Source organism: Halomonas alimentaria (assembly GCF_009902005.1).
Classification (GTDB): domain Bacteria; phylum Pseudomonadota; class Gammaproteobacteria; order Pseudomonadales; family Halomonadaceae; genus Halomonas; species Halomonas alimentaria.
The window spans coordinates 516,793-538,508 of sequence record NZ_WUTT01000001.1 but is presented as its reverse complement, the minus strand read 5'-3'; the positions used below and the strand labels follow the sequence as shown (position 1 = coordinate 538,508).

Sequence of the window (21,716 nt, the reverse complement as noted above, 5' to 3'; positions counted from 1 at the left end):
ATCACTTCTGCCACCTCCACCGCCTGCAACGTGTGCCCGTCGCCGGCAGCGGATGCGTACTTTACGGCTTTCCCCGGCGGCGTGCAATACCTCCCGGATAAAAAAGTGTCAGAGACGACGACGCCCGCACAAAGCGGGCGTAGCCAACCGACAAACAGGAAACTTTCAGGGTTCGGGCTGGTGCTTGAGCTTGCGCATCGCCGCCATCACCGGGCCAGAAACCACATAGGCACCGAACAGCAGCAGCAACATCACCGAGGGTTCCACGCTGATCACCACAAAGCCCAGCACGATGGCCAGCAGCACCACGAAGGGCACCGGCCCCTTGAGATCGATATCCTTGAAGCTGTAGTAGCGGATATTGCTGACCATCAGCACGCCGGCGGCAGCCACGATCACAAGCATCAGCAGCTTGAAGCCGAAGGCCTCGGCATCGAAGCTGTGGAAGGTCCAGACGCTGGCCGCCACCAGCGCCGCCGCCGAGGGGCTGGGCAGGCCGATGAACCACTTCTTGTCGACGCTGCCGATCTGCACATTGAAGCGTGCCAGGCGCAGGGCGGCGCAGGCCACGTAGAGGAAGGCCACCACCCAGCCGGTCTTGCCGATATCCTGGAGGATCCAGGTGAAGGCGACCAGCGCCGGCGCCACCCCGAAGGAGAGCATGTCGGAGAGGCTGTCATACTCCGCACCGAAGGCACTCTGGGTGTTGGTCATCCGGGCCACGCGACCATCCAGGCCGTCGAGCACCATGGCGATGAAGATCGCCACGGAGGCGGCGGTGAAGTCGCCGTTGATGCCGGCAATCACCGCAAAGAAGCCGGCGAACAGCGCCGAGGTGGTGAAGAGATTGGGCAGCAGGTAGATGCCCTTGCGCCTGACGGTGCGGCCATCCTCTTCGGCTTCCTCGATCACCTCCGTCTCGCGCAGGAAGACCGACGCCAGGTCCTCGTCCTGGGGTCGCTCCTCTTCCCGAGGCGGCCCTTCGCTGTGGGGCGAAGCATCATGCTCATTGCTGCGGGGATCCTGACTCATCGTCTCATCCGTTGCCTGGAAATCATGGGGCCATTCTTGCACGGCCACCCATGGGCGCAAAGCCAACCATGCCAACTGGCACCACCCGGAAACGATCAGGGGCGCGGTTGCCCGCGCCCCTGATCCTCTTCTCGAGTTGCCGACTCGATCAGTTCTTGCTCTTGTCCACCAGCTGGTTGGCCGCGATCCACGGCATCATGCCGCGCAGCTTGGCACCCACCTGCTCGATCTCATGCTCGGCGTTCAAGCGACGACGCGCGGTCATGGAGGGGTAGTTGCTGTTACCCTCGTTGATGAACATCTTGGCGTATTCGCCGGTCTGGATGCGCTTGAGCGCATTGCGCATGGCGGCGCGAGACTGCTCGTTGATCACCTCGGTGCCGGTCACGTACTCGCCATACTCCGCGTTGTTTGAGATGGAGTAGTTCATGTTGGCGATGCCGCCCTCGTACATCAGGTCGACGATCAGCTTGAGCTCATGCAGGCACTCGAAGTAGGCCATCTCCGGGGCGTAACCTGCCTCGGTGAGGGTCTCGAAGCCGGCCTTGACCAGCTCAACGGCGCCGCCGCAAAGCACAGCTTGCTCGCCGAACAGGTCGGTCTCGGTCTCGTCCTTGAAGGTGGTCTCGATGATGCCGCTGCGACCGCCGCCGATGGCTGCCGCGTAGGAAAGGGAGAGCTCCTTGGCGTTGCCGGTGGCGTCCTGATGGATGGCGATCAGGTCCGGAATACCGCCCCCACGCACGAACTCGGAGCGCACGGTATGGCCCGGGGCCTTGGGAGCGATCATCACCACGTCCAGATCCTTGCGCGGCTCGATCTGGTTGTAGTGGATATTGAAGCCGTGGGCGAAGGCCAGAGTGGCGCCCTGCTTCAGGTTCGGCTCGACCTGGTTCTCGTAGATCGCCTTCTGGTTCTCGTCCGGCGCCAGGATCATCACCACGTCGGCGTTCTTGCATGCCTCGGGTACGCTGGCGACCTTGAGGCCGGCACCTTCGGCCTTCGCGGCGGAGGAGGAGCCTTCACGCAGGGCGACGGTCACATCGACGCCGGACTCCTTGAGGTTGTTGGCGTGGGCATGGCCCTGGGAGCCGTAACCCACGATGGCGACCTTCTTGCCCTGGATGAGGGAGAGGTCACAATCCTTGTCGTAGTAAACGTGCATATCGTGCTCCTGAAAACATGAAATAAGTGAGGGTGTCAGCGTTGATGGCCACCCGCCCCGTCTGACGCGGGACTGGGTTCGCGGCATCCGATGGCTCAACCATACGCCAGCCTCGCCATTGCGTAAAACGCGATATTTGCAACGCCACATCCCGGGATATGCAATAATTGCTGGCATGGACATGCGCCCCCTCAACCACTTCCTCGCCCTGGCCGACACCCTGCACTTCGGGCGCGCCAGCGAGGCATGCCACGTCAGCACCTCCACCCTCTCTCGCTCCATCCGCCAGCTGGAGGAGAGCCTGGGAGTGACCCTGTTCGAGCGCGACAACCGACACGTCGCCCTCACCCGCCAGGGCGAGACCTTCCAGCACTATGCCCGCGAGACCCTGGAGCGCTGGGAGGAGCTGCGCCTGTCGCTGATGAGCGAGGCCCGACGGCTCACCGGCGAGATCAGCGTCTACTGCTCGGTCACCGCCAGCTACAGCTTCCTCTACGAACTGCTCAGCGAGTTCCGCAGTCGCCACCCCGGCATCGAGCTGAAGCTGCATACCGGCGACCCCGCCGAGGCGATGAGCCGTGTGCTGGCCGGGGATGAGGACATGGCAATCACGCCGCGTCCGCGTCAGACACCAGAGGCGCTGGCCTTCAAGTCGCTGACCCGGGCGCCGCTGGTGTTCATCGCTCCCCGGGAAACGCCCGACTGGATCCCGCCCAGGCCGGAGTCACCCAGCGCCGAACAATGGCGCGAGGTACCCATGATCCTCTCCGAAGCCGGCCTGTCACGCAGCCATGCCGACACCTGGTTCCGGGCCCTGGGCGTGACGCCGCGGATCTATGCCCAGGTGGCCGGCCACGAGGCGATCGTCAGCATGGTGGGGCTGGGCTTCGGCATCGGCGTGGTGCCCAGGATCGTGCTCGACAACAGCCCGCTGCGCGAGCGGGTGCGTATCCTGCCGGTGAAGCCGGAGCTGCCGCACTATGACGTCGGCCTCTGCGTGCTTGAGCGGCGCCTCAGGAGTCCGCTGATCCGCGCGCTCTGGGACGAGGTAGTGGAACGCTGAGCCGGGCCCAGACGCACAAAGGCCGCCCCTCGGGGCGGCCTTTGTGTTTTGTTGGCGCTTGTGCAGGAGGCCTACAGAGACAGTACCTTGTCGCCGCGGGCGATGCCCGAGACCCCGGTGCGAGCCACCTCCAGCACCCCCACCGGCTCCATGGCCTGCAGGAAGGCGTCGAGCTTGCCGGCATCGCCGGTGATCTGAACCGTGAACAGGCTCGGTGTCACGTCGACGATCTGCGCGCGGAAGATATCCGCGGTGCGCTTGACCTCGTCGCGAGTCGAACCCAGCGCCTTCACCTTCACCAGCATCAGCTCGCGCTCGATGTGGTTGCCCTCGGTGAGGTCGACCAGCTTGACCACATCGATCAGCTTGTTGAGGTGCTTGGTGATCTGCTCGATGACCCGGTCGTCACCCACGGTCGTGACCGTCAGTCGCGACAGGGTCGGATCCTCGGTGGGCGCCACGTTCAGCGTCTCGATGTTGAAGTTGCGCTGCGAGAAGAGCCCCACCACGCGAGACAGGGCGCCCGGTTCGTTTTCCATCAGAATCGAGATGATATGGCGCATCAGGTCCGCTCCGTCTTGGAAAGCAGCATGTCACGCATGGAGCCCAGGGGCACCTGCATCGGATAGACGTGCTCGTGCGGGTCGACCGCAACGTCGAGGAATACCAGCTCGTGCTTGTCGGCAAAGGTACGCTCCAGTGCCGGCTCGAGCTCGTCGAGGGTCTCGACCTTCAGCGCGGTGAAGCCATATGACTCGATCAGCTTCTGGAAGTCGGGCAGCGATTCCATGTAGGAGTGCGCATGACGCGACTTGTAGTTGAGGTCCTGCCACTGGCGCACCATGCCCAGCGAGGCATTGTTCAGATTGACGATCTTCACACCACCCCCGAACTGCTTACAGGTGGAGAGCTCCTGCATCATCATCTGGAAGCTGCCCTCGCCGGTGACGCAGATCACCTGCTCGTCGGGGAAGTTCTGCTTGATGCCCATGGCTGCCGGGAAGCCGAAGCCCATGGTGCCCAGCCCCCCGGAGGTGATGAAGCGGTTGGGCTTGTCGAACTTGTAGTACTGGGCCGCGAACATCTGGTGCTGGCCCACGTCGGTGGTGACATAGGCCTCGCCGCGGGTGACCCGGCACAGCGCCTCGATCACCTCCTGGGGCTTGATCGTCTCACCGGGCTTCGAAGGCTCGTAGAGCTTGCCCGCACGCTCCTCGCGCCAGCCGTCGATCTTCTGCCACCACTCCTGGAGCGCCTCGGGATGGGCGATCTCCTTGCCCTGCACCAGGCTGATCATCTCGCTGATCACGCTGCCCGCCGGCCCCACGATGGGTACATCGGCACGCACGGTCTTGGAGACCGAGCTCGGGTCGATATCCACATGGATGACCTTGGCGGTGGGGCAGAACTTCGAGGTGTTATTGGTCACACGGTCGTCGAAGCGAGCGCCGATGGCGATCACCAGGTCGGCATGATGCATGGCCATGTTGGATTCAAAGGAGCCGTGCATGCCCAGCCAACCCAGGCACTGACGACCGCTCTGGGGGTAGGCACCGATGCCCATCAGGGTGGTGGTGATGGGGTAGCCCAGGCGCTTGACCAGATCGGTCAGTCCCTCGCTGGCCCGCCCGGTGACCACACCGCCGCCGGTGTAGAACACCGGACGCTTGGCCTTGAGCATCAGCTCCACGGCCTTCTTGATCTGGCCGGTATGGCCGCGGGTGACCGGATTGTACGAGCGCATCTTGACCTTCTTCGGGTAAACGTACTCGTAGCGCTCGGTGGGCGCGGTCATGTCCTTGGGAATGTCCACCACCACCGGGCCTGGCCGGCCAGTGGCGGCCAGATAGTAGGCCTTCTTGAGGACTTCCGGAATCTCGCTAGGGTGGCGGATCGAGAAGCTGTGCTTCACGATCGGCCGGGTCACGCCGACGATGTCGGTCTCCTGGAAGGCGTCGTCGCCGATCAGGTGGCTCATCACCTGGCCGCACAGCACCACCATCGGGATCGAGTCCATGTAAGCGGTGGCGATACCGGTGACGGCATTGGTGGCGCCGGGGCCGGAGGTCACCAGCACCGTGCCCGGCTTGCCGGAGGCCCGTGCATAGCCGTCAGCGGCGTGGGTGGCAGCCTGCTCGTGGCGTACCAGGATGTGCTTGACCTTGTCCTGGCGGAACAGGGCGTCATAGATATGCAGCGCCGCGCCGCCGGGATAGCCATAGATATATTCGACGCCCTCATCCTGCAGGAAGCGGGCGATCATGTCCGCGCCGGAAAGCAATTCCACGTGTTTTTCTCCCCTGGAGGTCTCGAGTGCGATCCGCCTCCGCTGGAGGAGACGGTGTCGAGTGCGGCGGTATGCCGCTGCCGGAAGTACCGGCACCTGATGCCAAACCCTGGCAAGAAGCCCTGTTGGGGCCTGCACTCTCATCACGGCGGTTCGCCGCGGCGGGGCGTTGGCCGACCGGGGCGGTTGGCCCGCGATCGGAAGTCCTTCGGCGAGTAGAGGCCGTGAGGCCTACCCTTCACACGGCGATGGGGGGTTGCCCGCTGGGTCCGTGCCCGTATCAGGAAGGGTCAAGATTCCATTAGCACTGTGGCAGTGTCAACCGCGGAAACAGCGTGGGTAGCCCATGACGGGCGTTTCGGCAAGGCGACCCTGGGGTCCGGGGGCACCATAAAAGAGCCCGTCCGCTCACGGGGAGGGACGGGCAAGGGGGTTACAGGACGCAACCTGAATCTCAGTGTAGACCGATACCGCCCGGTTGCCCGGGCGGCAAGGTAACGCTTTGTGGCGCTGTGTGACTCGGCCTTACCGCGCGGCGTGCGGGCTCAGCTCTGGAACACCAGCTGGTCGCCCTCCGCCTCCACATGGATGACGTCGCCCGGCGCAAACTTGCCGGCCAGCAGGTCCTGGGCCAGCGGATTCTCGATGCGCGCCTGGATGGCCCGCTTGAGCGGCCGGGCACCGAATACCGGGTCGAAGCCCGCCTCGGCCAGCAGGGCCAGCGCCTCCTCGCTGACCTCGAGGGAGAGGTCATGCTCGGCCAGCCGCGCGCGCAGGCGGTCGAGCTGGATCTCGGCGATGGCCTGGATCTGCGCCTCGCCGAGGGCGTGGAACACCACCACCTCGTCGATGCGGTTGATCAGCTCGGGGCGGAAGTGGTCGCCGACCACCGCCATCACCATCTCCTTCATCTGCGCATAGTCCGAGTCGTCGCCGCCCATGCGCTGGATGATGTCCGAGCCCATGTTGGAGGTCATGACGATCACCGTGTTGCGGAAGTCCACGGTGCGACCCTGGCCGTCGGTGAGGCGACCATCCTCCAGCACCTGCAGCAGGATGTTGAAGACATCCGCATGGGCCTTCTCCACCTCGTCGAGCAGCAGCACGGAGTAGGGCTTGCGGCGCACCGCCTCGGTCAGGTAGCCCCCCTCCTCGTAGCCGACATAGCCGGGAGGTGCGCCGATCAGCCGCGCCACGGAGTGCTTCTCCATGAACTCCGACATGTCGATGCGCACCATCGCCTCCTCGGTGTCGAAGAGGAAGTTGGCCAGCGACTTGCAGAGCTCGGTCTTGCCCACCCCGGTCGGGCCGAGGAACAGGAAGGAGCCGTTGGGCCGGTTGGGGTCGGCCAGCCCGGCACGGGAGCGGCGTACGGCGTTGGCCACCGCGGTCACCGCCTCGTCCTGGCCGATCACCCGTTCGTGCAGCGCCTCCTCCATGCGCAGCAGCTTGTCGCGCTCGCCCTCGAGCATCTTGGAGACCGGGATGCCGGTCCAGCGCGAGACCACCTCGGCGATCTCCTCCTCGGTGACGCTGGAGCGCAGCAGGGTGTGCTTGGAGGTATCGGCCTCCGCCTCGCTGGATTCGGCGATCTTCTTCTCCAGCGCCGGGATCACCCCATACTGCAGCTCTGACATGCGGCCCAGGTCACCCTGGCGCTTGGCCTGCTCCAGTTCGATGCGGGCTCGCTCGAGCTCCTCTTTGAATTGGCCCGCCCCCTGGATGCTGGCCTTCTCGGCCTTCCAGATCTCGTCGAGATCGGCGTACTCACGCTCGAGCTCGTCGATCTGCTCCTCGAGGCTCTCCAGGCGCTTCTTCGAGGCCTCGTCGGTCTCCTTCTTGAGGTGTTCGCGCTCCATCTTCAGCTGGATCAGCCGGCGGTCGAGGCGGTCCATCTCCTCGGGCTTGGAGTCGAGCTCCATGCGGATGCGCGAGGAGGCCTCGTCGATCAGGTCGATGGCCTTGTCGGGGAGCTGGCGGTCGGTGATATAGCGGGTCGAGAGCTTGGCCGCGGCGATGATCGCGCCGTCGGTGATGTCGACCTTGTGGTGCACCTCGTAGCGCTCCTTGAGGCCACGCAGGATCGCCACGGTGTCCTCCTCGGAGGGCTCGTCCACCAGCACCTTCTGGAAGCGGCGCTCCAGGGCGGCGTCCTTCTCGATGTACTTGCGGTATTCGTCCAGGGTGGTGGCACCCACGCAGTGCAACTCGCCGCGGGCCAGCGCCGGCTTGAGCATGTTGCCGGCATCCATGGAGCCCTCGGCCTTGCCGGCGCCGACCATGGTGTGCAGTTCGTCGATGAACAGGATCACCCGGCCCTCCTCCTGGGCCAGCTCCTTGAGTACTGCCTTCAGGCGCTCCTCGAACTCGCCACGGAACTTGGCCCCGGCCAGCAGCGCGCCCATGTCCAGCGACAGTACGCGCTTGTCCTTGAGACCCTCGGGCACCTCGCCGTCGACGATGCGCTGGGCCAGCCCCTCGACGATGGCGGTCTTGCCCACGCCGGGCTCGCCGATCAGTACCGGGTTGTTCTTGGTGCGACGCTGCAACACCTGGATGGTGCGACGGATCTCGTCGTCGCGGCCGATCACCGGGTCGATCTTGCCGCTGGCGGCGCGCTCGTTGAGGTCCAGGGTGTACTTCTCCAGCGCCTCGCGCTGATCCTCGGCATTGGGATCGTCGACCTTCTCGCCGCCGCGCACGCTGTCGACGGCGGTCTCCAGCGACTTGCGGGTGACCCCGGCCTGGGTCAGCAGCTTGGTCACCGCGTGCCCCATCTCCAGCGCGGCCAGCAGCACCAACTCGCTTGCGATGTACTGGTCGCCGCGCTTCTGGGCCTCACGGTCGGTAAGGTTGAACAGCTTGATCAGGTCGCGGGAGGGTTGCACCTCGCCGTCGAAGTTGGCGACCTTGGGCAGGTCGTCGAGGTGGCCCACCAGGCCGTCACGCAGGCGAGCCGCATCGCCCCCGGCCTTCTGCACCAGCGCCTTGACGCCGGTATCGGTGGCCTCCAGCAGCGCCAGCAGCAGGTGCCCGGGCTCCAGCTGGTTATGCCCACGCCCCACGGCCAGCGACTGGGCGTCGGCCACGGCGTTCTGCAACTTGGCGGTGAACTTGTCGAAACGCATAGCAACTTCCTCCATCGGGATGGCGAGGCGGTTGGACGCCCCGCTTGACCCTGTGAATGTCTTGACACCTTCAATGGCGTCAGGCTGGCCGGGTTTCAAGTCGGCCGCCAGGGGAAGCGCGTGACAAGTTGACGCGGGTCAAAGGAGGAAGGGAACTAGCGCAGCCAGATCACGCTGGCCATGCGGCCGGTGCGGCCGTCGTCGCGCCGGTGGGAATAGAAGCGCGGTTCGCAGGCGGTGCAGAAGTGGCCGCCGCTGATATGCGAGACACCCAGGCGCTCCAGGCGCAGGCGCGCCAGCCGGTAGAGGTCGGCCATGTAGTGGCCCAGGCGATAGGGGCTGGGGTCGAAGGCATCGGCGGCCTCGGGGTGCACGCCGACGAAGGCCTGGTAGACCTCGGGCCCTACCTCGAACTGGGCATTGGAGATCGCCGGCCCCAGCCAGGCCAACTGCTCCTCCGGCGGCACGCCCAGTGCGGCCACCGTGGCCTCCAGCACACCGCCGGCCAGCCCGCGCCAGCCGGCGTGGGCCACCGCCACGCGCTCACCGCGGCGATCGCAGAGGAACACCGGCAGGCAGTCGGCGGTAAGCACCACGCAGGCATAGTCGCGGTCGAAGGCCACCGCGGCATCGGCCTCGGGCGGCTCGGCCGCGTAGGCCTGCTGCACCCGGGCGCCATGCACCTGGTTGAGCCACAGCAGCGGGCGCTCGTCGTCGACCTGCTTCTGCAGCAGCCGCCGGCAAAGCGCCACATGGTCGGGGTTGTCACCCACATGATCGGCGGGGTTGAAGCAGGCGAAGTCGCCCTGGCTGGGACCGGTCTCGCGGGTGGTGACGAAGGCCCCCACGGAGGTGGGCGCCGGCCAGTCGGGCAGGACCAGGGAGGGCCGCAGGTCGGGGGCATCGCTCATGGCAGTCTCCTCGGCACAGCAGGGAAGTCAGCGCATCGTCCGGTGGTCGTCGCGCAGGTAGTCGAGCAGCATCAGCAGGTCGTCCGGCAGCGCCGCCCGGAAGCTCACCTGCTCGCCACTGCCCGGGTGCACGAATGCCAGCTTGCGCGCATGCAGTGCCTGGCGCGGAAACTCGCGCAGGATCTCCTTGAGCGTCTCCGAGGCCCCGGCGGGCAGCTTGAGACGGCCGCCGTAGACGGGGTCGCCGACCAGGGGATAGCGCAGATGGGCGAGATGCACGCGAATCTGGTGGGTGCGCCCGGTCTCCAGCCGACAGCGCACGTGGGTGTGGGCGCGGAAGCGCTCCACCACCCGGTAGTGGGTCACCGCCGGCTTGCCGGAGGCGGTCACCGCCTGGCGCTTGCGATCTTTGGGGTGCCGGCCGATGGGCGCATCCACCGTACCACCGGCGGTCATCACACCCACGCAGATCGCATCGTACTCCCGCGACACCGTGCGCGCCTGCAGCTGCTCCACCAGCGCCGTCTGGGCGGTCAGGGTCCTGGCCACCACCATCAGGCCGCTGGTGTCCTTGTCCAGGCGATGGACGATGCCGGCCCGGGGCACCGACGCCAGCGCCGGGTCGTGGTGCAGCAGGGCATTGAGCAGGGTGCCATCCGGATTGCCTGCCGCCGGGTGCACCACCAACCCCGGCGGCTTGTTGATCACCAGCACCTGGTCGTCCTCGTGGACCACGTCCAGGGGAATATCCTCGGGCTCGAAGCGAGTATCGTCCTCGACCTCGGTGCAAAGGCGCAGCCACTCGCCGCCATAGACCTTGTCCTTGGGCCGTGCCGGCCGATCGTCCAGGGTCAGGTCGCCGGCCTTGATCCAGGCCTTGAGGCGCTCGCGGGAGAAATCGGCGAAGAGTTCCGCGGCGGCCTGGTCGAGGCGCTGACCGGCCATGGCGTCGGGAACACGCTGCTGTGCTTCGAAGGTCTGGGACATGGAAGAGGGTGACCGTTTGCGGGGATCGGGATCGAGGCGCCGCCGATGACTGCGTTTTGCCACGCAGTGCTTTATAGTGAGCGGGTTTAGAGCCGATTCTAACACGGCCTGTCCGCGTTGTTTGCCACGAGGATCACGATGCGCGTTTCCAACTCCCCTGCCCGTTTCGCGGCCCTGCTCCTGGCCACCAGCCTGCTGACCGGCTGCTCGCTGTTCGGCGGTGGCGCCGATGACTCTCGCGACGAGGGTGCCAGCACCTCCTCGCAGGTCGCGGATGAAGAGGTCGAGTATGCCAACCTCGGCGAGCGCGAGCTCTACGAGGAGGCGCGCGACTCCCTGGACCGCGGCAACTTCACCGCCGCCATCTCCCGGCTCGAGGCGCTGGACACCCGCTTCCCGTTCGGCGGTCACGCCGAGCAGGCCCAGCTGGAGCTGATCTACGCCTACTACGAGATCGACGACTGGGAAGCGACCCGCGCCGCGGCCAACCGCTTTATCCGCCTGCATCCTAGCCACCCGCAGGCCGACTATGCGCTCTACATGCGCGGGCTGGCCGCCTGGCAGGCCGGGCGCTTCAGCCTCGAGCGCCTCAAGCTGATCGACATCTCCAAGCGCGACCTGGGCGCCTCCCGCGACGCCTATACCGACTTCCGCGAGCTCGTCCGGCTCTACCCCAGCAGCCAGTACGCCCCCGATGCCCGCCAGCGCATCGTCTACCTGCGCAACCTGCTGTCACGCCATGAGCTGCACGTGGCCGATTACTACATGCGCCGCGGTGCCTACCTGGCCGCCGTGGAGCGGGGCCGCTGGGTGGTAGAGAACTACCCGGAGAGCGAGGCGACTCGTGATGCCCTGGCGGTCATGGTGGAAGGCTACCTGGGCCTGGAGATGCGCGACCGCGCCCGCGAGGTGCTCCGGGTGCTGATCGACAACGCACCGAACCACGACCAGCTGCGTGGCCGCACCTTCGAGCCACGCCATGTCGACGCCGAATCAGTCTCTGCCTGAGCCCACCCCACCCGAACCGTCTCATGGGGCCGCCAGCCTTGCTGGTGGCCCCATGTTGCGTATGGACCAAGAGACAAGAGCCGACCAGCACCATCCCTAGGTATACTGAGCCAAGCATGGCATCACGACTCTCCTGACCGATAGGCCACCCATGAGTCCAGGCGACCCGTCGCGCGTCACTCATCGAATCCGCCGGATGCACCGGCACATCCGGATCCTGGCCGCCCTGGGCATCCTGGTCACCGGCCTGCTGGCCGGACTCGCCACCGCCCTGCCCTTCTACCTGGCCGCCCGCGACAGCGTCGAGGAGACGACCCGCCTCGGGGCCGAAGCCCAGGCGGCAGTCCTGCATCACGAACTGACTCGCTACGTCGATATCGCTCGCCAGCTCGCCAGCCGCAGCGAGATTCGCATGCGCCTTGAGCAGTACACCCTGGGAGAGGTCTCGCTGCCGGCACTCCGGCGCTTCACCGAGCCCCGACTGGCCGACGCCCTCGACGAGATCCGCGACATCCGAGGCATACTGCGTCTGGGCCCGGCAGATGAGGCGGTCGCACAACTGGGCACGCCCCCGTCTCTCGCCACGCTACCGGCACTTGCCGAGGCCAGCGATGTCGCCACCTGCCGTGTCGTCCTGATTCAGGACGCCCCTTCGCTGCTGCAGACCTGCCTGACGATTGCCGGACAGCATGGCCAACCCATCGGTCGCGACATCCTGGTCTTCAGCACCGAGCGGCTCGCCGCGCTGCTCGAGGATGGCCGACGCTTCGGCCCCAACGTGCGCCAGGTGCTGGTCGAGCAGGAAAGCGGACTCCAGCTCACCTCCACCGCGTCGGGAGCGAGCCTCACTCCCTTCGACCCGGCACGCAGCGAGCCGCATCAGGCCATCTACCGCGTGCCCCTCGAGACCCCCGGCTGGGAGCTGCGAGTGGCGATCCCCGATACCGACATCCTGCACGCCGTCTGGGACCAGCTGCTGTGGCCCGTGATTGCGGTGGGCCTGCTGACCCTGCTCGGCACCGCCGTCGTCAGCCGCGCCCTTGCCCCGCTGCTCACCCAGGTGGCCAACCAGGCGCAGCGGCTGGCCGAGACCGACGAGGAACTGCGTCAGGCGGCCAGCGTCTTCCGCCATGCCCACGAGGCGATCGCCATCACCGATGCCGACCAGCACCTGCTCGACATCAACCCGGCCTTCACCCGGCTGCTGGGCTACCCTCTCGAGGCAGTGAGGGGACAACCGCTGGAGGCGCTGATTGCCGTCCATGGCGACACTGCCGAGACGCTGGATGCGGGCAGCGAAGCCCTGGCCCAGCGGGATGCCTGGCAGGGAGAGGTGCGTTACCGCCGCGCCGATGGCAGCATCCTCACCGCCCTGCAGACCATCAGCACGGTGCGCGACGAGGAGGGGCGGCCACGGCGTCATATCCATATCTTCAACGACATCACCGCCCAGAAGGCCGCCGAGGCAGAGGTCCAGCATCGCGCCCTGCACGACGAACTGACCGGCCTGCCCAACCGCCTCCATCTGGAGCAGCACCTGGCCCAGGGAATGCGACTGGCACACCGCGAGGGGATCGGCCTGGCGGTGCTGTTCCTGGACCTGGACCACTTCAAGGAGGTCAACGACAGCCTCGGTCATGCCGCCGGCGACGACCTGCTGCGGGCCGTGACCCGTCGCCTGCGCGGGGCGCTGCGTGAGGCCGACTTCCTGGCCCGGCTGGGCGGTGACGAGTTCGTCGCCGTGCTGATGCCGGTTGACGACGACCAGGGCGCCATCCGCGTCGCAGCCAAGCTGATAGATGCCCTCACCGAGCCCTTCCCCCTCGACGGGCACGAGATCCGCATCGGCGTCTCCGTGGGAATCGCACTCTATCCCGGGGATGGTGACAAAGGGCACGCACTGCTCGAGGCCGCCGACGCGGCGATGTACCGCGCCAAGCAGGCCGGCCGCAACACCTGGCGCCGCCACGCAGCCTGAGGGTCTGGTGACCAGATGACGCCTGGGACAGTCCGCAGAAAAAGAAACACCCCACCAGGCTGGCCCGATGGGATGTCGATGGTCTACCTCACGGCTTGGCCGCTTGAGGCTGGCGGCTTGGCTGCTGCTACTCCCCCGGCTGCCAGCCATTGACGATGGGATAGCGGCGATCACGACCGAAGCCACGCCGGGTCACCCGCACGCCCACCGGCGCCTGGCGGCGCTTGTACTCGCAGCGGTCCACCAGCTTGACCACCCGGTAGACGTCGTCGCGGTCGAAGCCCGCCTCGATGATCGACTCGGCGCTCATGTCGCCCTCGATATAGCGCACCAGGATGGCGTCCAGGGTGTCGTAGTCGGGCAGCGAATCGCTGTCCTGCTGGTCCGGGGCCAGCTCCGCGGAGGGCGGGCGCTCGATCACCCGCTCGGGGATCGCCGGCGACTGGGTGTTGCGCCAGCGCGCCAGGCGATAGACCCAGGTCTTGTAGACATCCTTGATGGCGTTGTAGCCGCCCACCATGTCGCCGTAGAGCGTGGCGTAGCCCACCGCCATCTCGCTCTTGTTGCCGGTGGTCAGTACCATCAGTCCCTTCTTGTTGGAGAGTGCCATCAGCAGCACGCCGCGACAGCGCGACTGCAGGTTCTCCTCCGTAGTATCGCGCTGCGTGCCCTCGAAGGCCGCGGCCAGCGTCGCCATGAACGCCTCCACCATGGGCTCGATCGGCATCACCTCGTAGTGCACGCCGAGCATATCGGCCTGTTCGGCGGCGTCCTGCTTGGAGATGTCCGCGGTGTAGTGGTAAGGCATCATCACCGCCTCCACCCGCTGCGGGCCAAGGGCATCCACGGCGATGGCCAGCGACAGCGCGGAGTCTATGCCGCCGGAAAGCCCCAGTACCACGCCCTCGAAACCGCTCTTGTTGACGTAGTCGCGCAGGCCTGTGACCAGCGCACAGTAGAGGTTCTCCTCCGGCGTGACATCGGGCTCGGTCTCCCCGGCCTGGGGCACCCAGGCGCCCTGCTGGCGGATGAACTGCACCGGCATCACCCCCACCGCCCAGTGGGGGGCCTGCACCACCAGCTCACCGGCGGCGTCCACGCAGGCCGAGCCGCCGTCGAACACCAGCTCGTCCTGGCCGCCGATCTGGTTGACGTAGACGATGGGCAGCGCCACCGCCGCGGCGCGCTCCTCCAGCAGGCGCAACCGCTCGGCGGGCTTGTCCTGGTGGAAGGGCGAGGCGTTGAGGCTGATCAGGATCTCGGCACCGGCCGCTTTCGCCTGGCGCGCCGGCGCCTCCTCCCAGAGGTCCTCGCAGATCAGCAGGCCCAGCTTCGCGCCACGATGCTCGATCACCAGCGGCTCGCTGCCACGAGCGAAGTAGCGCTGTTCGTCGAACACCTCGTAGTTGGGCAGCGCCTGCTTGGCGTACTCACCCAGCCACTCGCCGTCGAAGAGCGCGCCGGCCAGGTTCCAGAGCCGTCCCTCGCGGCGGCCGGGGTAGCCGACGATCACCAGCACGTCGCGCACCACCTTCTCCGCCATGCGGGTACGGGCCGCACGCAGGCGGGTCTCCATGGAGGGGCGCAGCAGCAGGTCCTCCGGCGGATAGCCGGTCAGGAACAGCTCGGGGAGCACCACGATATCGGCGCCATGCTCGATGCGCGCCTCACGCACCGCCTCGATGGCGCGTTCGGTGTTGCCGGGAATATCCCCTACCAGAGGGTCCAGCTGAGCCATCACCAGCGTCAGGTCTTGCATGGGCTTGGAAATCTCTCGAGAATCGATGTATGCCCTCATTGTCCCGCATGGGCGGCCGACTGGCAAAGCCGACCACCCCACCTGGGAGCCACCTGGATGAACCTATTGATAATTCGCCTGATCATCTTCGCCGTGCTGTTCCTGGCCGGCCTCAAGCTGTACCGCATCTACCGGGAATGGAAACTGGAGCGCGAAGAGCTGCTGGAGGACGACCGCGAGGGCGCCGGGGGCAATCAGATGGTTCGCTGCGCCTGGTGCCAGGTGCATGTACCGGAGAGCGAAGCCCAGCGCGAGAGAGGCCAGTGGTTCTGCTCCAGCGCCCACCGCGACCGCTACCTCCAGGAGCAGCAGGAACAGGAAGACCGGGACGGCGATGACGAGCCGCATTCTTGAGTCGCCCTCCCTTCCCACACCCCGCTTGCCCTCGAGGCAATGCCGGCTGACCTACCCCGCCTCGACCGCGCGGCGGTAGCGCCCGGTATAGTCGAAGAGCTTCTCGCGCACCTGCCAGTGGCGCCCCACCTTGCGCCCCACCACGAAATCCGGATGGCGTAGTCGCCGCTGTTCGGCGACCACCTCCTCGGGCGTGGTGGGCCGGAAGGGCACCCCCGGGGCCCGCAGGTGCTGGCGCAGGAAGGCCGCGGCGAAGGCGCCTCGCTGGGCCGGGGTCTCCAGGGCGAACCACTCGGACAGCGTCACGCCCTCCTCATCGTGATAGGTGACCTTGAGCCGCGCCAGGCCGCGGCCATTGACGGTGGCCTCGAGCTGCATGCCGGCCACCCGCAGCACCCGGGCGTCGCGCAGGCGCAGCGCCTCCTTCAGCTTGTCGTCGGCGTCCACCAGCAGGGTCTGGCAGCCGTGGCAGCGCCGGGCGGCGATATCGTTCTCGGCACCGCACTCCCCGCACACCTTGAAGCGAAAGCGAAACGAACACTGCTCCATCGTCGACGTTGATTTTTCGCTTTTCGCGCGGGGTCGGGCGCGACTAGAAAGAACCAGCCCCTGGCAGCGCCTCCCGAAGTGCTCGATCACCAGTTCGCCATCGCGCTTGCCCCAGAAGAGGTTGGCGTGTCCGCAGGCCGGGCACTCCACCTGCACCGGCTCGCTGTCGGAGTCGGGCCGGGGCGAGCCCACCTCCGGGGCATAGAGGTCCCAGGGGTTGCCGGCGTAGTCGAGGATCAGGCAGTCGCGCTTGCCCGGCGAGAGGCGCAGCCCACGGCCGACGATCTGCTGGTAGAGGCCCACCGACTCGGTGGGACGCAGGATGGCGATCAGATCCACATGGGGGGCATCGAAGCCGGTGGTCAGCACCGCCACGTTGACCAGGTACTTGATCTCGCGGGCCTTGAAGGCGGCGATGATCCGCTCGCGCTCGGTGGAGGGGGTCTCGCCGGTGATCAGCGCCGCCGTGGCCGCCGGCAGGTAGCCGAGGATCTCCTCGGCGTGGGCTACGCTTGCGGCGAAGAGCATCACCCCCTGGCGGTCGCGGGCGCGCTCGATGACCTCGGCGATGATCCCCGGCGTGGCACGGTTGCCCGCCGCCACCCGGTTGAGCTCCTCCTCCCGGAACAGGCCGTTGGTGGAGGGAGCCAGCGCCGAGAAGTCGTAGCGCTCCACCGCAGCATCCACCCTTACCGGCTCGGCGAGGTAGCCCTGCTTGACCATCAGGCGTAGTGGCTGCTCGAAGACGCACTCCCGGAAGAAGACGTCGGCCTCTCCGCGAACCATGCCGTGATGGTGGCGGTGGTAGATGAAGCCCTGACCGAGCCGATAGGGGGTGGCGGTCAACCCCAGCACCTTGAGGCGCGGGTTGGCCCGGCGCAGCCGCTCGATAACCCGGCGAAAGCTGGCATCCTCGGCGGGGGAGACCCGGTGACACTCGTCTATCACCAGCAGGGTGAAGTCGCCCTGACCCTGAGACGGAGAAGCGAAGCGCTCGAGGCCGCGCACCACCGACTGCACCGAGCCGAACACCACCTGGCGGCCGCTCTCCTTGCGCCCCAGGCCGGCGCTGAAGATATCCGCGGACAGGCCGTAGGCCTGGTACTTGGCGTGGTTCTGCTCCACCAGCTCGCGCACATGGGCCAGCACCAGCACCCGCCCCCGGGCCAGGCGCGCCAGCTCGGCGATCACCAGCGACTTGCCGCTGCCCGTGGGCAACACCACCACCGCCGGCTCATCCGATCCCCGGAAGTGCTCGATCACCCGGCGCACCGCCTCCCGCTGGTAGGGGCGCAGTGCCGGGGCCGCAGACGCCGAAGGCGACCCGGAGGCCGCCTTCTGTACAGGGTCATGGGGCAACACGAAAACCCTCAGTCCACCCACACCCGGGCATTGCGGAACAGCCGCTGCCAGGCGCCATCCTGCGTCCACTCCGCCGGACGCCAGGAGTTGGTCACCGCACGCACCACCCGCTCCGGGTGGGGCATCATGATGGTGACCCGGCCGTCCGGGGTGGTCAGGCCGGTGATGCCCGAGGGCGAGCCGTTGGGGTTGGCGGGGTAGCGAGTGGTGACCTGGCCATAGTTGTCCACGTAGCGCAGCGCCACCTCGCCGCTGCCCTGCATCCCACGCAGGTGGGCGCTGTCGCGGAACTCGGCGCGACCCTCGCCATGGGCCACGGCGATGGGCAGCCGCGAGCCCTGCATGCCGGCCAGCAGGATCGAGGGACTCTCCTCCACCTGGACCATGGCCACGCGGGCCTCGAACTGCTCGGACTCGTTGCGCACGAAGCGCGGCCAGGCCTCGGCGCCGGGAATCAGCTCCTTGAGCTGGGCCAGCATCTGGCAGCCATTGCAGACGCCCAGCGAGAAGCTGTCGTCGCGCTCGAAGAAGGCCGCGAACTGCTCACGGGCACGCTCGTTGAACAGCACCGACTTGGCCCAGCCGCCACCGGCACCCAGAACGTCGCCATAGGAGAAGCCGCCGCAGGCCACCAGGCCCTTGAACTCATCCAGCGACACCCGCCCCGCCAGGATATCGCTCATATGCACATCCACGGCCTCGAAGCCGGCGTGGTCGAAGGCCCAGGCCATCTCCACCTGGCCGTTGACCCCCTGCTCGCGCAGCACCGCCACCGCGGGCCGCGCCAGGTTGAGCCCGGGTGCTTGGAGATAGGGGGCGGCGATATCTTCATCGACCTCGAAGGTGGGCGTGGCGGAGAGCCCCGGGTCGCGGTCGTCGAGCAGGCCATCGAACTCGCTCTTGGCGCACTCGGGGTTGTCGCGCAGCGCCTGCAGTCGATAGCTGGTCTCGGCCCAGGTGCGCTGGGCGCGCAGCCGGGTGGTCTCCAGCAGCGGCTCCTCGAAGAGGGTGACGCGCACCTGGTCGTCGTAGCGTGGCCGGGCGATGACGCCACAGGTCTCGAGGCCGGCGGCGGCGAACTGGGCCAGCACCTCCTCGGTGTGTTCGCGGCTCACCTGGATCACCGCGCCCAGCTCCTCGGCGAACAACGCGTTGAAGGCCTCCACCGGCTCATCCACCAGCCAGTCGAGCTTGATCTCCAGGCCGGCATGCGCGGCGAAGGCCATCTCCAGCAGGGTCACCAGCAGACCGCCGTCGCTGCGGTCGTGGTAGGCGAGCAGCTTGCCCTCGGCGTTGAGCCCCTGGATCACCGCGAAGAACGCCTTGAGATCCTCCGGGTCATCCAGGTCCGGGGCCTCGTCACCGACCTGGCCGTAGACCTGGGCAAGCGCCGAGCCGCCCAGGCGGTTCTGCCCCTCGCCCAGGTCGATCAGGATCAGGTCGGACTCGTCCTGCTCCAGGTTGATCTGGGGCGTCAGGGTGCGCATGGCATCGCTGACCGGGGCGAAGCCGGTAATCACCAGGGAGAGCGGCGAGGTGATGCTCTTCTCCTCGACGTCACCCTTCGCATTCTCCTCCTGCCAGGCGGTACGCATGGACATGGAGTCCTTGCCCACCGGCACGGCGATGCCAAGCTGAGGGCAGAGCTCCATGCCCACCGCATGGACGGCGTCATACAGCGCCTGGTTCTCGCCGGGGTGGTCCGCCGCGCTCATCCAGTTGGCGGAGAGCTTGATGTCGGAAAGCTTGTCGATGGGTGCCGCGGCCAGGTTGGTGATCGCCTCGGCCACCGCCAGGCGGGCACTGGCGGCGGGGGCGATCAGCGCCACCGGCGGACGCTCGCCCATGGCCATGGCCTCGCCCGCATGGGTATCGAAGCTGGCCGTGGTCACCGCCACGTCGGCCACCGGCACCTGCCAGGGCCCGACCATCTGGTCGCGGGCCACCTGGCCGGTGATGGAGCGGTCGCCGATGGTGATCAGGAAGCTCTTGGACGCCACGGTGGGCAGGCGCAGCACGCGGTCCATGGCCTCGCGCAGGTCGAGGTTGTCGAGCATCACCCCCGGCAGCTCGTTGGCCTGGCGCTGGAATTCGCGGGTCATCTTCGGCGGCTTGCCGAACAGTACGCTCATCGGCAGGTCGACGGGCTGGCTCTCGAAGTGGCCGTCACGCACCGCCAGGTGGTGGGCCTGGGTGGCCTCGCCAACCACGGCGTAGGGGCAGCGTTCCCGAGCACACAGGGCATCGAAGGTGTCGAGATCCTCGGCCGCCACCGCCAGCACGTAGCGCTCCTGGGCCTCGTTGCACCAGATCTCCAGCGGGCTCATGCCGGGCTCGGCGTTGGGCACCGCGCGCAGGTCGAACTGACCGCCGCGCTCGCCATCCTTGACCAGCTCCGGCAGCGCATTGGAGAGGCCGCCGGCCCCCACATCGTGGATAAAGCGGATCGGGTTGGCCTCGCCCAGCGCCCAGCAACGGTCGATCACCTCCTGGGCGCGGCGCTCGATCTCGGGGTTGCCGCGCTGCACCGAGGCGAAGTCCAGGTCGGCGCTGGAGGCGCCGGAGGCCATGGAGGAGGCCGCACCGCCCCCCAGGCCGATCAGCATGGCCGGGCCGCCCATCACGATAAGCTTGCCACCCACCGGGATCTCGCCCTTCTGCACGTGGCCGTCGCGGACGTTGCCAAAGCCGCCGGCGATCATGATCGGCTTGTGGAAGCCGCGGCGCTCGATGCCGTTGGCGCCCAGCGCCTCCTGCTCGTAGGTACGGAAGTAGCCGGTGAGGTTGGGCCGGCCGAATTCGTTGTTGAAGGCCGCGCCGCCGATGGGGCCCTCGAGCATGATCGCCAGCGCCGAGACGATGCGCTCGGGCTTGCCGTAGTCGAAGGCCTCCCAGGGCTGCACGAACTCGGGGATACGCAGGTTGGAGACCGTGAAGCCGCTGAGTCCCGCCTTGGGCTTGCCGCCGATACCGGTGGCGCCCTCGTCACGGATCTCGCCGCCGGCGCCGGTGGCCGCCCCCGGGTGCGGCGCGATGGCCGTCGGGTGGTTGTGGGTCTCCACCTTCATCAGGATCTGGATCGGCTCGGCATGGCCCGCGTAGGTGGCACGCTCCCCCGCCTGGCCGGTCAGCGGTGCCGGGAAGAAGCGCGGCGCCTCGCAGCCACGGATCACCGCCGCGTTGTCGCTGTAGGCGGAGAGGATGTCGTCCGGCGAGGCCTGGTAGGTGTTCTTGATCATCTTGAACAGCGAGTGCGTCTGCGCCTCGCCGTCGACCACCCAGTCGGCATTGAAGATCTTGTGGCGACAGTGCTCGGAGTTCGCCTGGGCGAACATCATCAGCTCGACGTCGGTGGGGTTGCGCCCCAGGTCATGGAAGGCCTCGACCAGGTAGTCGATCTCGTCATCCGCCAGGGCCAGGCCCAGCTCGGCGTTGGCGGTGACCAGCGCCTCGCGCCCCCCTGCGAGAAGGTCGACACTGCCCAGCGGCGCCGGCTCGTGATGGGCGAACAGCTTGGCCGCGTCGCTCGAGTCGGTGAGCACCGTCTCGGTCATACGGTCGTGGAGAGCAGCAATGATCCGCTCGAAGGCCTTCTCGGAGAGCATCCCCTTGAGCTTGACCCGGTAGGCGATGCCACGCTCGATGCGCCTCACCTGGGAAAGGCCGCAGTTATGGGCGATATCGGTCGCCTTGGAGGACCAGGGCGACTGGGTGCCGATACGCGGCACCACCAGAAACAGTTGGCCCTCGCGGACATCCTCGTCCCGGTGCTCGACCCCGTAGTCGAGCAACTGCTCAAGCACGGCCAGGGCCTCGCCGGACAGCTCGCCCTCGTGGTCGACGAAGTGCACATATTCCGCCGAGAGGGAGGCGACGTCACCCACGCCGTCGCTCAGGGCGGCCAGCAACTTGGCATGACGGAAGGCGGAGAGGGCGGGGGCGCCGCGCAGTTCGAGCATATCCAGGAGCCTCTGAGAGTCTTCACGATCGGGGGCCGCGGCCTGCGGCAACGAGCGCACATGATACTGGAAAGCGCAGGTGGCGAGAAATCCGCCACATGACAGCCACGGCCGGGCTGGGTATCGTGGAGGACC

Annotated in this window: 14 protein-coding genes; 4 read left to right on the top strand and 10 right to left on the bottom strand. The window is 67.2% G+C overall.

Going from position 1 to position 21,716, the window contains the following annotated elements; translation table 11 throughout:
- Nucleotides 1-165 precede the first annotated feature (165 nt).
- Together pssA and ilvC are read right to left on the bottom strand one after the other, a co-directional pair.
- Nucleotides 166-1,032, bottom strand: a complete 867-nt coding sequence (gene pssA / locus GRB96_RS02635; protein WP_161430319.1) for a CDP-diacylglycerol--serine O-phosphatidyltransferase — start codon at nucleotides 1,030-1,032, stop codon at nucleotides 166-168.
- A 148-nt stretch (nucleotides 1,033-1,180) separates the two neighbouring features.
- Nucleotides 1,181-2,197, bottom strand: a complete 1,017-nt coding sequence (ilvC, locus tag GRB96_RS02630) for a ketol-acid reductoisomerase (RefSeq protein ID WP_161430318.1) — start codon at nucleotides 2,195-2,197, stop codon at nucleotides 1,181-1,183.
- A 175-nt stretch (nucleotides 2,198-2,372) separates the two neighbouring features.
- On the opposite strand from ilvC, the gene ilvY reads away from it, so the two are divergent.
- Nucleotides 2,373-3,260, top strand: coding sequence for an HTH-type transcriptional activator IlvY (ilvY, locus tag GRB96_RS02625; RefSeq protein WP_161430317.1), 888 nt, complete (start codon nucleotides 2,373-2,375; stop codon nucleotides 3,258-3,260).
- Between the two features lie 71 nt (nucleotides 3,261-3,331).
- Here the strand turns inward: ilvY and ilvN are convergent, their stop codons facing one another.
- From ilvN to rluD, 5 genes are all read right to left on the bottom strand, one after another.
- Nucleotides 3,332-3,823, bottom strand: coding sequence for an acetolactate synthase small subunit (gene ilvN, locus GRB96_RS02620; protein WP_089680772.1), 492 nt, complete (start codon nucleotides 3,821-3,823; stop codon nucleotides 3,332-3,334).
- Nucleotides 3,823-5,547: an acetolactate synthase 3 large subunit gene (locus GRB96_RS02615; protein ID WP_161430316.1), complete on the bottom strand. Its 1,725-nt coding sequence runs from the start codon at nucleotides 5,545-5,547 to the stop codon at nucleotides 3,823-3,825. The genes ilvN and GRB96_RS02615 overlap by 1 nt, the downstream gene beginning before the upstream one ends.
- Before the next feature lie 545 nt (nucleotides 5,548-6,092).
- Nucleotides 6,093-8,675, bottom strand: coding sequence for an ATP-dependent chaperone ClpB (gene clpB, locus GRB96_RS02610; protein ID WP_161430315.1), 2,583 nt, complete (start codon nucleotides 8,673-8,675; stop codon nucleotides 6,093-6,095).
- 155 nt (nucleotides 8,676-8,830) lie between these two features.
- Complete coding sequence (gene pgeF, locus GRB96_RS02605; protein ID WP_161430314.1) at nucleotides 8,831-9,586, bottom strand: peptidoglycan editing factor PgeF; 756 nt, start codon at nucleotides 9,584-9,586, stop codon at nucleotides 8,831-8,833.
- 27 nt (nucleotides 9,587-9,613) lie between these two features.
- Nucleotides 9,614-10,573 (bottom strand): 23S rRNA pseudouridine(1911/1915/1917) synthase RluD, encoded by a 960-nt coding sequence (gene rluD / locus GRB96_RS02600; RefSeq protein WP_161430313.1) that lies wholly within the window; start codon nucleotides 10,571-10,573, stop codon nucleotides 9,614-9,616.
- Nucleotides 10,574-10,711: 138 nt separating this feature from the next.
- Here rluD and GRB96_RS02595 point away from each other — a divergent pair, with 138 nt between their 5' ends.
- Together GRB96_RS02595 and GRB96_RS02590 are read left to right on the top strand one after the other, a co-directional pair.
- Nucleotides 10,712-11,581, top strand: a complete 870-nt coding sequence (locus GRB96_RS02595; protein WP_161430312.1) for an outer membrane protein assembly factor BamD — start codon at nucleotides 10,712-10,714, stop codon at nucleotides 11,579-11,581.
- Between the two features lie 196 nt (nucleotides 11,582-11,777).
- Nucleotides 11,778-13,559 carry a diguanylate cyclase domain-containing protein gene (locus GRB96_RS02590; protein WP_161430311.1) on the top strand — a complete coding sequence of 594 codons (1,782 nt, stop codon included), beginning with the start codon at nucleotides 11,778-11,780 and terminating at the stop codon, nucleotides 13,557-13,559.
- A gap of 127 nt (nucleotides 13,560-13,686) precedes the next feature.
- Here the strand turns inward: GRB96_RS02590 and GRB96_RS02585 are convergent, their stop codons facing one another.
- Nucleotides 13,687-15,318, bottom strand: coding sequence for an NAD+ synthase (locus tag GRB96_RS02585; protein ID WP_161430310.1), 1,632 nt, complete (start codon nucleotides 15,316-15,318; stop codon nucleotides 13,687-13,689).
- A gap of 96 nt (nucleotides 15,319-15,414) precedes the next feature.
- Between GRB96_RS02585 and GRB96_RS02580 the strand changes: the two genes are divergently transcribed.
- The gene (locus GRB96_RS02580; RefSeq protein ID WP_161430309.1) at nucleotides 15,415-15,711 is read left to right on the top strand and encodes a PP0621 family protein; all 297 of its coding nucleotides are present in this window, start codon (nucleotides 15,415-15,417) and stop codon (nucleotides 15,709-15,711) included.
- 51 nt (nucleotides 15,712-15,762) lie between these two features.
- On the opposite strand, the gene radD is transcribed toward GRB96_RS02580, so the two are convergent.
- Complete coding sequence (radD, locus tag GRB96_RS02575) at nucleotides 15,763-17,619, bottom strand: DNA repair helicase RadD (protein ID WP_476729745.1); 1,857 nt, start codon at nucleotides 17,617-17,619, stop codon at nucleotides 15,763-15,765.
- Nucleotides 17,620-17,630: 11 nt separating this feature from the next.
- Nucleotides 17,631-21,581, bottom strand: a complete 3,951-nt coding sequence (gene purL, locus GRB96_RS02570; RefSeq protein ID WP_161430307.1) for a phosphoribosylformylglycinamidine synthase — start codon at nucleotides 21,579-21,581, stop codon at nucleotides 17,631-17,633.
- Nucleotides 21,582-21,716 lie beyond the last annotated feature (135 nt).